Here is a 12306-nt window from a genome sequence, read left to right on the forward strand (position 1 = left end):
TCCGGTCTCCAGTTGATGCTCGACTGGGTTCGGACCGCGACCATGGAGAGGGCATCAAACCCGCCGATGGCTTCAACGCCCTCTCCTTCGATCTCAAGCAGCGTATCGGCGTGACACAGCTCGTCGGGCCCGTAGGCACAGATGAGGTCGCGGCGGAGGTCGACGGCCGTCTCACGGACCTGGGTTGGCATTCCCGAAGCTGCGGTCGGGGACTGTGCAGATGCGGGTTGGTCACAGTTTGTTGCGTTGCCAATGCCCTACGGCCGAGGCCGTTCATGATTGCGATTATGGCGAGGCGAGGCGGTACGTGGCGATACGCGCTGGGCTGGTGGGCCGGGCTGGCGGGCGTGGCCGGGGCGCTGGCGCTGATCGGATCGGCGCTGCGGGGCACCGAGGGGCTGCAGACCGCAGCGAACCTGGCCCAATTGGTCGGCGTGGTGCTGGTAGTGCCGACATTGCTGGTGCCGCTATGGCTGTGGTGGCGACGATCGGTCGCCAGGCCGGCGGTGACCTCCGCGCAGGTGACCCACACCAAAGACGTGCTGGCCGGACTAGTCGAACAACAGTGGAAGGCCGAGGCGAGACTGCGGTCGCTGGACGACCCCGACCCGATCCCGGTGCGCTGGCAGCTGACCTCTGCCGTCCAGGTGATGGATCAGCCGGCCAACCTCACCCCGGGCCTGCGGCGGCTGACCGCCTCCAGCGACGGCATCGCCGCCCTGACCGGCAAGTTCCGCAGCATGCGCCGCCGCCGTCTGGTTATCCTCGGCGGCCCCGGCACCGGTAAAACCACCCTGGCCGTCCAACTGGTCCGCGAATTACTGGCCACCCGCAGCGCGCATCACGATGAACCGGTACCGGTGCTGATAGCGGTGGCAGGCTGGGACACCATCGCCTTCCCCCGGCTGCACCAATGGCTGGCCGCCCGGCTCGCCCAGGACTACCCCGCGCTGCGCGGCCCTGATCTGCCTCCCGCGATGGCCGAGGTGCTGGCCGCACGCGGGCACATCCTGCCGGTATTGGACGGCCTGGACGAACTCCCGCCGCCCGCCCAGCACGCCGTCATCACCGCGCTGAACCGCTCCCTGGCCGACACCGATCAGCTGATCGTGACCAGCCGGACCACCGAGTTTGCCCAGGCCGTCGACGGCGCGGGAAACGTGCTCACCTCGGCCATGGTCATCGAGCCCCGGCCCTTGACCCCGAAAGCGGCCGCCGCCTACTTGAAACGATGCCTGCCGCCGCAGCCGTCGGCCGGGTGGGAGGAGGTCCTGGCCGTGCTGCGCGCGGCGCCCGCCGTGATGCGGACCCCGCAGGATCGGGGGGCAGCGCTGGCTGCAGTCGCGAAGACCGCCTTGGGCCTGTGGCTGCTGCGCGTGGTCTACATCGACGCCCACGCCGACCCCGCACCGTTGCTGGACCCCGACTGTTTCCCCGGTTCTAAGGAGCTTCGCGGCCACCTGTTCGACCAGCTCATCCCCGCTCTGATCACCGCGCGCCAACCCAGCGGCGATGCCGCTGACCCCTTCCGGCCTCGCGTCAGGCACGATCCCGGCCAGGCCCGGCGATGGCTGGCCTACCTGGCTCACACGATGACCCACCCGCTAGACGGCGGCCCTCCCACCCGCGACTTCGCCTGGTGGCGCCTGGCCCACACCGCCCGCACTTTCACCGCCACAACCACTTCCTTGTTCGGGCTCGTGTTCGGGCTCGTGTTCGCGATTGTGTTCGTAGTCGTGGTCGGGATCACGGATGGGACCTCAATTGGGATCACGGTCGTGATCACGGATGCGCTTCCGAGTGGGCTTGCGGTTGGGGTCGCGTTCGGGGTCGCGTTCGGGCTGGCGTCGAGCCCATGGTCGTTACAGGAACCGGGATTCGCCAATCTCCGTCTGCAGGGTCGAGGATCTCTACTCGCCCGCCGACTCGCGGCCGGTCTCGCGGCCGGTCTCGCGATCGGGCTCGCAGTCGGGCTCGCAGTGGGCCTCCGGTACGGGCTCGTGACCGGTCTCGCGTCCGGCCTCGCAGTCGGGGTCGCGTTCGGGCTGGCGTCGAGCCCATGGTCGTTACAGGAACCGGGATTCGCCAATCTCCGTCTGCAGGGTCGAGGATCTCTACTCGCCCGCCGACTCGCGGCCGGTCTCGCGGCCGGGGTCCCGTTCGGGTTCGCGTTCGGGTCCTCGTTCGCGCTCGCGATCACGGACGAGGTCACGGATGTGTTCAGGAAAATACTCGCGCCCGGGCTGGCGATCGGGCTGGCGGTCGGGCTGGTGCTCAGTCTCGCGCTCGGGTTTATGCAGTGGGCTGAAGCTCCCGCCGCAGCACAACAGGTAGCGGAGCCGATGTCTAGTTGGCGAGCCGACCGCGCTTTGAATCTCGTGCGGACCGCCATGTTCGGGCTCGCGTTCGTGCTCGCGGTTGGGCTCGTGGTCGAGGTTGGGCTCGTGGTCCCGTTCGTGGTCGGGTTCGCGGTCGTGCTCGCGGTCGGGTTCGCAGTTGGGTTCGCAGTTGGGGATCACCATGCGTGGCTGGCGTATCTGGTCGCCTCCTATCGGCTGGCCTGGGCGGGCCGGTTGCCCCGCGCGTTGATGCCGTTCCTGGATGACGCGCATCGGCTGGGGCTACTGCGCGCGGTCGGCCCGCTCTACCAGTTCCGGCACGCTGACCTCCACGACCACCTCGCCGCTGTCCCACCGGCCCGACCTGCTCCCCGTCAGCAGGGGACCGCGACCGGACCAGTGGAGGTTCTCTGATTTTTCCCGGGCCGCGATGCCCGGGTGTTCCGTCGCGGTGACCCCGGAATCCTGGGGTCCGAGTTCGGAACACATCCGTGGCTTCGCGCTCGCTGCTAGGGGACCCTCAACTATCGGCAAGCACGCCGCCGCAGAAGGGACTGGGATGGGGTCACGTAACCCTGGTTGCCTCCTGCGGCGACGTGCTTGCCGATAGTTCCCTTAGGCTCGGGCGCCCTCTAGGGTTCGCCGCAGGGAAGCTTGGATGGACTCGTCACTCGGCATGGCCGAAGGTGTTCGGTGTCGGCCGGTCACCGCGGGCATCAGGGTCATCACGCGAGCGAGGTCCCCGATATCGCTCCCGGTCAGTGCCTGGGGGCCGTCGCAGAGGGCCTGCTCCGGGTCGGGGTGGATATCGATGATCACGCCGTCGGCGCCGACGGCGATGGCCGCCCGGGTGAGCGGCAGGACCAGGTCGCGGTGGCCGCCGGAGTGGGACGGGTCGATGATGACCGGCAGGTGCGACAGCCGCTGGGCGATCGGGACCGCGGAGACGTCCAGGGTGTTGCGGGTGGCGGTCTCGAAGGTGCGGATGCCGCGCTCGCACAGCACGATGTCGAGGTTGCCGCGCTGGGCGATGTACTCGGCGGCCATCAGCCACTCCTCGATGGTGGCGCTCATGCCGCGCTTGAGCATGACCGGTTTACCGATCTCGCCGACCGCTTCCAGGAGCGCGAAGTTCTGCGCGTTGCGGGTGCCGACCTGCAGCATGTCGGCGTAGGAGGCGACCAGCTTGACGTCGTCGGGATCGACGACCTCGGTGACGATGGGCAGCCCGGTCTGCTCGCGCACGTCGGCGAGGATCCGCAGGCCCGCCTCGCCGAGACCCTGGAAGGCGTAGGGGGAGGTACGGGGCTTGTAGGCGCCGCCGCGCAGCAGGGTGGCCCCGGCGGCCCTGGCCATCTGAGCCGCCTCCAGCGTCTGCTGCGGGGTCTCCACCGCACACGGGCCGGCGATCAGCGTGACCGTGCCGGGGCCGATCGGCACGCCGCCGACCCAGACGGTGGAGCGCTCGGGGTGGTTGTCCCGGCTCACCAGCTTGTAGGGCGCGAAGACGCTGACGACATTGACCACACCAGCCATGCCACGCAGCTCGACAGGGTCTAACTGACTGACGTCGCCGAGCAGGCCAATGATGGTCCGGCTCTTGCCGCGGCTGACTCGCACGTCGTCGCATCCGCTCTCCTTGACTCGTTCGATCACCGCGACGATGTCGGATGCGTCTGGCGCTGAGCCCATCACAATGACCATTTACAACACCCGCCGCGCGTCATCGTCACTCGGGACCGGGGCGGTGCTCAGTTGTCCGCTGCGTTCCACCGCGGCCATGAAGGTCAGCGCCGCGGTGCGTACGTGGATCAGCTCCTGCCGCACGTCGGCAGGCAGCTGAGTGCCCACCCCGAGGTGGATCACCGCCTCGGGCAGGTAGGGCTGAACCAGGGTGGGGGTGTCATCGATATCGGCCAGCGACCCTCGGGGCGCGGGCGGAGGCCGCAGATCGGTGGGCGGCCAGACGACGATATCTCCAGTCCGCTCGCCGGGTCGTTCCTCGAAGGGCTTGTCTTCGCGCCGACCTGGCATCCGATACAAGGTGCCCGGAGTCGCCTCCTCTTCTGGCCACGGCCACTCTGGCTGGGCTGGTGCCGGTGTCGGGGGAAGGCGCGAGGGACGGGTGGCCTCGCGCTGATGCCTGCGCCGAAGCGGTCTGTCCTGCGAGGCGACAGCCGTCGGTACAGGCGGTGCTGCGGTGGAGATTGCGGCCGGGATGGTGTGCTGCGGTGACACGGTGGCCGTGGTGGCCAGAGGATCACCGTAGGGGCGGTGGAGATCGACCTGCGGTGCCATCTGCGCCGGCACGGCCGGGCTGAAGACATCGTCGGGGGACGGGGCCGGCCGGGCCATCTGGGTAGTCATCGGAGCTCCGCTCAGAGGTGGGGAATGAGGCAGATCGGTAGATCAAGGTGGCCGCGGTGGGCGCGGTGGATACGGGGCAGGCTGGGCCCGGCCAACTCCATGTGCGCGAGGTGGTCGAGCATGGCGTGCACGAGTGCTTCAGCTTGCAGCCTCAGCAGGCTGTTGTCCCAGGTGAACGTGACGGTAGGGGGCCGATGATGGCCCATCAGAGGGCGATCCAATCGGAAGGCCTCTGGGTCTACCCAATGCCGTTCATCGCGATAGGCGCTGGCCAGCAGGATCAGTACGCGGGAGTGAGCGGGGATCTCGGCTCCGCCGAGCCGTACCAGGCGAGTGGTGACTCGCGAGGCCCAGTGCAGCGGCGGTGCCAAGCGCAGGCATTCGGCCACGGCGGCCGGAACCCGGTCCCGATTGCCGAGCAGTAACTGCCAGAGGGCAGGGCGGGTGGCTAACAGCGCGACCACGTTGCCCAGGGCGTCGGCCACCACGTTGCCGCCACCGGAGCCGGAACGGGGCGCCGCGAGCTCGGTGGAGTCCGACGGGCCGATCAGCTCAGCAGTAGCGTCATGGTCCAGTTGCGGCGCTGGGGGAGTGGTCCGCGCCAGGTCCGTGGCCACCGCGGTGAGGATGGGGGTGATCAGCTGACTCATCGCGTCGATGCCTCGCCAGCCGGCCAGCTGGACCAGCCGCTCTTCGGCGCGACGGCGCATCACTCGCTTGTACGGTCTGATCAGATGCGATTGAACCTGCTCGGCCGCCAAGGCCTCAAGCCAGTCATCAGCGGTGAGCGCGCGAGGCCTCGCCATCTCCGCTGAACGCGGTGTGCCCAAAGAGGGAGCGGAGGCGGCCAACGGAGCGAAGCCCTCGTCGCACAGAGCCTGCTGCACGGCGGCATGACGGGTGATCACCCATGCGCCGTTGGTCGGGAGCCACAGCACCGCACCCTGCTCGCGTAGCCGCCGATACAGCGCATGAGGCCAGGCGATGACCTCCGGACCATCGAGCAAGTCCAGCTGGCTCAGGCTCACGGCTTCGTGGAAAATCATGCAGTCTGCCCGGCCAAGACGGCACTGGCTGTCGTCTTGGCAACCGCAGGTAGCGGCGACGGGGAGAGGGAGCGCGGGAAGGCCTCCAAGACCGGCACGAAACGCGGGCAGAACATCTCCTCGATCCACAGCACCGGCTTCCCGTCGATGGAGATGAAGTAGGACCGCCACATGCTGATCACCGCCTTCTCGTCGGCTTCCCAGGACACGGCCCGGATCCCCGCATCGAGGAGTTGCCGATGCTGCTCGACCTGGTGAGCGCGTAGCACCAGTCCCAGCGGATGGTCAGGCCGGGCGATGATCTCACCGATCATCGGGTGTGATCCCACCATGATCACTCGGTTGCGGGAGACCACCAGGCCGACAGGAGTGCGTAGCTCCGACGTGCGCACGACCACCTTTTGGTGGGCGCTCAGACTCAGTGCGACACGGGTTTTTTGCGGTAAGGCCTGGGCCGAAGGGGCCAGGTCCTGGGTGAGGGTTCGCAGCTGTAGCCGAACGCCCACCAGCGCGCTGAGTATGCGTGTGGTCGAGCCATCCTGCTCGAGCACCATTCGACTGATCGAAGATGCGGAGGCATCCATCGGGCCCACCTTGCTGTCAAGTTTCTTGACTCGTTCTGTTTGTATGTTCGGCGAGCATAGAGAGGTTTATGTTGACAACTCTAGTCAAGGTCGGTCTCGTCATCAATTTGTGATCTTCTCCGCTATCGTGCTGCGCGGCATCCGCGAAGACGACGTTCGCGTCGCAGGCCGAACGATGCGCCGTACAAGAAAATGAGAGTTGACCTGCTAAAACTCGCCCATCTGAACTGAGCGAACGCCTGGTTCATCGGTGCGAAGACCTACAGCGCCGTACAGCTCGGTTTGGCCGCTGGCCATCGGTAGAAATAGCTGTCACTCGCGTGACAACCATCAGTAAAGACGTACTTTACAAGCTGAACGGCCAATGAGATACAGTGATTCGTGCTTTGCGCTGGCATCCGAAAAGCATTTTTGTCAACTTTCACGGTGAGCCGCACCCTCAGCTGGGGGCAGGGGCAGGGGCAGGGGCAGGGGCAGCGGGCTGACGGCCAGGTCACCCGTTTCTGAAACTGCCATCAAATCCATCCCGTTCGGGCTCCGGTAAGGACGTGACGCAGTGGTCGATGTACGACACCCATCCGCAGTGAGCGCACAGGCGCCCTGGCTCGGACACATCTGCGAACGCGCCACTTCCGTGGCGATCACCGCCATGCGCGGCGACGCTGCTGGCGTGCGCATCACCATGGCGTCCAGTCACGGCGTGGAGCCGGCTCTTCTTGCCCTGCACCGGCACGGCTACGCCGCCTACATCGACGCCGACGGCTCCTCGGACATCGCTTCGATTCGAGTGCTCGGCTGGTCGCACCCCCGCGTTCTCGCCCGTATCAATCATCTGCGTGCGGCGCTGCGACAGCTCCACGCCGGCCATCGCTATATGGCTGAGCAGGTACTCGCCCGCACCTTCGCCGTCCCCGACATGAGACGGCTGCCTACCGACTTCGAGCTTGCCGCCAGTCTTTTGACGATGGCAGGTCTGATCGAGTGGCTGAGCGAACAGGTATACGGTGCGCGCTGACGTCACCTGGTAGCCGCAGCTCTCCGGTCATGAGACCGCGTGGGGAGCTGAGGCGTCTTCACCGGCGGATATAAAGCCAAGCAATAAAGCTTCGAAGATCCCGAGACCCGGTCGTGCCCAGGCGCACGACCGGGCCTTTCTCCGTGGTGCCCGGCTTCCAACTCGTCCTGGACTCAGGACATGACTCCCCAGGTCAGAGCAGCCTTGAAAATGGCGAGCGCGGCTGGGCCGATCCGGGCATCTGCCATAGCAGAGCCGATCTGCCAGACCGACTACCGCATGAAGATGATTTCCTCGCATCCGCCCGGCCGGCGGCGAGAAGGGCCTTTGTCCACTGCCGATGTCCATCGCCTTGCGGGCCACCTGGTGGAGCGCGATAAGAGTGATATTCGCCACCGACGTGTTCAGGAGTTCGGTCATCGCGTCCTGACACCCCTCACGCCACCGACTCCTTAGGATGGCGGGCCGGCTCGTCGCCGCAGCTTGACTGGCTCAGGCCCGATCGGGGAACCCCGGTTGTCCGGGCGCCCCGGGCACCCTGGTCACGATCCCCGCAGATCGTTAGATTGTCCCAGTATGCCCATCCCGTTGATCTTCGAAGCTAGTATGATCAACAGTTGTAAAATTCAATGCCTGCTAGCTTGCCACATTGCCTTGCATCATGGCGTTAGTTGACGATCGCAGACGGTAAAGATGGTGATGAATTTCGTGGCGCAGTGGGACCAAACGGTGCGTTTGAATTTCTTAAAAGTTTATTCGCCAAAAAGGACATCGTGTCACGCTGAACCAATCTTGTTTAGTCTGTATGTCAATGCTTTTTGGGCAAAGGGGGCGAGTGGGGAATGAGTTCTGCTCCATGGTCTGCATCTGACACATCGGGGCCGTCACGTGGAGGCCTTTATAATTACCTCCTTGGCAACGAGAGTTATTATAAAGAAGTTGATAAGGAGGCGGCTGAATGGGTGGTTGCTTCCGGCCCGGCGTTGAAAAGACATATGGTAGAAGTAGCTCACGCGAATCGAGAGTTCATCGCGCGAGTGGTTCGTTATATGGTGAAAGAGTGCGGGACATTACAGTTTTTGGACGTCGGTTCAGGCCAAATAGGCGACGTGAGTGTCCATAGAGTGGCCCAGGCTGCCGCCCGGGAGGTTGGTTTAGAGGGCATACGAGTTGTCTACGCAGATAACGATCCGAATGTTTTTGCCTCAGCGAAAATTGAATTTGCCAGTGACAAAAACACCATTTTCATCGTCGGAAACCCTTTGGCTCCGAAAAATATTCTCGACCACCCGGACACCACGCGGTTCTTAGACTTTAATAGTCCCATCTGCGTCATACTCGCAGGCATGGTTCACTTCATTATGGATCCCGACGATCCGCAAGGAATCATCGATCGAATTATGTGGCAGGTGCCCGTCGGCAGCCACCTCGTCATCAATCACCTTTCCTCTGACGGTCTCGACCCCGAGGTCGGAGAACGTGTTCGCGCTCTCTTTCGTGAGATGAATGTACCCGTCGATTTTCGGACGATCCGGGACATTGAAAACCTTTTTGGAAATCTAGAAATGCTGGAGCCCGGCGTGGTCGATGTGGAAGCATGGCGGCCGGAGAAGCCCGTCGGTGAAAGACACCCCATGCCGACAAAAGGCGGGGTAGGTCGCAAGGTTCGATGACCGCGTAACCGGACGTCACATCATCCCGTGCGCGGTTTTACCGAGCAGCACCGGCGACCATCATCTTGTTCCAGCATCGAGTGCGGTGTTGTTCGGCCATATCGTCGGCATACATTCGCGATGCTTCGTGATAGCGATTAAAGGCGTCGACCCCGTGCCCCATTTTTGCTAGAACGTCGCCCGCCAGTTCCAGGAATCCGGCTTCACCGAAGGTGTAACGCACCGCCTGAGCCAGGGTGCGGCCACGCTCACATATCTGAAGCGCTCTGCTGTATTGGCCCGCGGCCAAGAGGGTCGTCGCTAGTGCATGGAGCGCGAAAAGCTCGTATCCGCTGTCGCCGGGTGCAGTACCGATGGTTTTGCTCACCGTCACGGCCTGGTGCCCCAGGCTGATCGCCTCATCGTGATGGCCACGCAGACTCGCCACCAGCGCCAATATGCACAGGCTGATCGACTCGGCATGGGAAGTGGCGAGCATACGGGCCAGTGCCAATGCCCGCTGGGCATCGATGCAGGCCAGCTCAAGGTAAGGCCCGAACGACACATCGTCGCCGGCTGAACCCTGCTCTGCGACGGTGATCTGATAGCGGCAGGCTGCCCGTAGCGCCAATGCCCGGGTCAAAACTCGCCGATCGCTCTGCCGGGCGACCGCGATGATGCAGGTGTCCATCAACGGCAGTGCTCGCCGTAGGCCACCAGGTTGACGGATGATCAACGAGGCCAGCCGAAGCCGAGCGCTGGCAATGATTCCGACATCCGCTGCCGCCACCGCTGCTTGAACGACGTCACGCCACATGTCCTCGGCGTCGGTTAGTCGCTCTTCGCGCACCAGATAGGAAGACGCCCTCATAGCCACGCCATAGGCCAGGCGATGGCGTTTCTCCTGGCAAGCCAGCCGGATAACCGACAATATATTGGTGATTTCAGCGTTAAACCATCCGCCGGGATCATCTGCGATTAGAGAAAGAGACTGTTTCGGAGCAAAAGGGCCTTTCATTGTCACCAAAGGGGGAAAATAAGGCTCGCTGGTGATGCTCACATCAGCGGCGGCTGCCAATTCCAGCCATCCCATAATCAGTCGTTCAACGGTCACGTCACGCTCGGGAATGTGCTCATACTCAGTAAGCCGCATCGCGCCGTATTCGCGCAGCAGATCATGCAATCGATACCGCGGTTGCCCCAGAGTGTCTACGCGGGAGGGAGTCAAGAGACTGTGCAAAACCAAGGTTTCCAGCACCGGTTCGGCATCTTCCACTCCCAGCAACATCGCAGCCACCCACATTGGCCAATCACCAGGTCCGGCCAGCGACAAAATACGAAAGGCTCTCTGCGCGTCACCGGGCAACGCATGATAGCTGTCGGCGATGCTTGCGCTCACTCCCCAGCCATCTACCGTCAGCTCAGATAGTCGATTACTCAGTCGATTCGCTAGATAGTCGATGCTCCACCCGTCCTGGATGGATAGCCGAGCTCCCACGATTCGCACAGCCAAGGGCAGACCGCTGCAGATTTTGAGTACTTTATCGGTGGCCTCCGGTTCGGCGGCCACTCGCGCAGATCCGATAATCTGGGTCAGCAGATTACGCGCCTCAACGGTGTTCAACGGCTCTAGCCGGATCGGACGGATGCCACTGCCGGCCAGGCGGATACGGCTGGTCAGAATGACCGCCGATGAGGCACTACCGGGCAGGAGTAGCTGGACCTGATGCACCGCTGCGACATCATCGATCAGCAATAGCACGCGGCGCTGCGCGAGCAGCGAGCGCACCAATGCACTGCGTTGTGTAGTGCTCGACGGCAGGTCCCGAGACGCGACGCCGAGCGTACTCAACAACTCGGCCAGCACGTCACTAGTGGACGGAGGCCGATCTGACGTCGCGGCCATGTCCACCCAGATCTGCCCACCGGGGTAATCATCGTGTAGAAGGTGCCCAACATGGACGGCGAGCGTGGTCTTGCCGGCCCCCGGCGATCCGCTGATAACAGCGACCGGCACACCGTGGCGCTTTGGGTCAGGGCGCAAAAACGCGACAAGATCGGCGATCTCCTGGGCGCGGCCGGTGAAATCCACCACGTCCGACGGTAACTGGGCCAGGGGATAGGCCGTGGCCTCGGCTACGGGCGCGGGCGAAGCAGAGGGCGAAGGCGAAGCAGAGGAAGGAGGGACATCTGGAGGGGTGTCGGCGGCGATCTGGTCATTGAGCCGCTGCAGATCCGTTCCAGGTCCATAGCCGGTGTTCCGCAGGATGACGGCGCTGGCGATCTCGAACTGCTCCAGTGCTTGCGCACGCCGCCCACTGCGATACAGCGCGGTCATCAGGATGAGATACAGCGGCTCTGAGAGCGGATCGTCGCTCAGCGCGCGCTGCACATCGGTCACCAGCGTGTGGTGCTCACCATGATCCAGCCGCGCTTGAAGAAGCGTGAGTACAGCTCGTTGGCGCTCCAGCAGCAAATCCACCCGGTATTGACTCAGCCTGTCGACGGTGGTGGAGACATCTTCCAACGGTGGGTCGTCGCCCCATAAGTCGAGTGCTGCTTGCAGTGCCTTTACCGCGCGCGCCTGGTCGCCTGCGCTCGATGCCGCCTTAGCATCGTCGACCAAGGCGCGAAAGTGCGTCACATCTATCGTGTCATTGGGCGCGAGGACTAAGCGGTAGCTACCTGCACTGCCTTTGGGTAGACGGCCGCCGAGCAGGGGACGCAGCGCGGACAGTAGCGTCTTTAACGGGCCAGTGTGATCAAGATCGTCTTCCCAAATTGCGCCCATCAACCGGTCAGCGGACATGCCATGCGGGCCCGCTACCAGCAGCGCTGCCATCGCTCGACGTTGCGCGGCAGACAGGTTCACGGCGTCGGCGGCGTCGTCGACGAAAACCGCGGTCCGTCTCAGGATCTCAAAGCGCACCGATTCCCCCGACTCGTTATCTATAGATCATCACCTTAGCTAACGGACGCGGGGGGTGAAATGACAATTTTGCGGACGAGGGGGATTTTGGCTGACCTCGCCCTGACCAAACGCGCACCTGGTTATGACCACCCAAATGTAGCTTGCGGTCGTCGTCACGGATCGTGAGGAAATCTGCCGTTTGCTGGGTTTTGTGCGGCGACCTTCCGGCCCGAGATGCATCGTCGTGGTCGCTGGTCCGGAAATTCCGCTGACCAGACGTCATCGGTTGGCGTCGGTCTGGAATTTCCACGTCGATGTCCTTGGAGGGACTGTTCACATGCACACGCTCACAATCCCTGCGCCCCGCACTCGGCCGCGCGCGCCCGGGGCTG

Annotated in this window: 8 protein-coding genes; 3 read left to right on the forward strand and 5 right to left on the reverse strand. The window is 64.0% G+C overall.

The features are described from left to right. The first annotated feature begins 287 nt into the window (after positions 1-287). The gene (locus J2853_RS47485) at positions 288-2753 is read left to right on the forward strand and encodes an NACHT domain-containing protein (protein ID WP_307569508.1); all 2466 of its coding nucleotides are present in this window, start codon (positions 288-290) and stop codon (positions 2751-2753) included. Between the two features lie 201 nt (positions 2754-2954). Here the strand turns inward: J2853_RS47485 and aroF are convergent, their stop codons facing one another. From aroF to J2853_RS47505, 4 genes are all read right to left on the reverse strand, one after another. Further along, entirely contained in the window at positions 2955-4043 is a 1089-nt protein-coding gene (aroF, locus tag J2853_RS47490; protein WP_307569510.1) for a 3-deoxy-7-phosphoheptulonate synthase, read from the reverse strand. Then, complete coding sequence (locus J2853_RS47495; protein WP_307569512.1) at positions 4044-4373, reverse strand: hypothetical protein; 330 nt, start codon at positions 4371-4373, stop codon at positions 4044-4046. A gap of 344 nt (positions 4374-4717) precedes the next feature. After that, a complete protein-coding gene (locus tag J2853_RS47500; RefSeq protein WP_307569514.1) occupies positions 4718-5752 on the reverse strand; it encodes a cytochrome P450 in 1035 nt (344 codons plus the stop codon). Further along, complete coding sequence (locus tag J2853_RS47505; protein ID WP_307569516.1) at positions 5749-6306, reverse strand: chorismate pyruvate-lyase family protein; 558 nt, start codon at positions 6304-6306, stop codon at positions 5749-5751. The genes J2853_RS47500 and J2853_RS47505 overlap by 4 nt, the downstream gene beginning before the upstream one ends. 613 nt (positions 6307-6919) lie before the next feature. On the opposite strand from J2853_RS47505, the gene J2853_RS47510 reads away from it, so the two are divergent. Beyond that, entirely contained in the window at positions 6920-7351 is a 432-nt protein-coding gene (locus J2853_RS47510) for a hypothetical protein (protein WP_307569517.1), read from the forward strand. 842 nt (positions 7352-8193) lie between these two features. Next, complete coding sequence (locus J2853_RS47515; protein ID WP_307569519.1) at positions 8194-9024, forward strand: SAM-dependent methyltransferase; 831 nt, start codon at positions 8194-8196, stop codon at positions 9022-9024. A gap of 37 nt (positions 9025-9061) precedes the next feature. On the opposite strand, the gene J2853_RS47520 is transcribed toward J2853_RS47515, so the two are convergent. Further along, a complete protein-coding gene (locus tag J2853_RS47520) occupies positions 9062-11932 on the reverse strand; it encodes an AfsR/SARP family transcriptional regulator (protein ID WP_307569521.1) in 2871 nt (956 codons plus the stop codon). Positions 11933-12306 lie beyond the last annotated feature (374 nt).

The organism is Streptosporangium lutulentum (assembly GCF_030811455.1).
GTDB classification, from domain to species: domain Bacteria; phylum Actinomycetota; class Actinomycetes; order Streptosporangiales; family Streptosporangiaceae; genus Streptosporangium; species Streptosporangium lutulentum.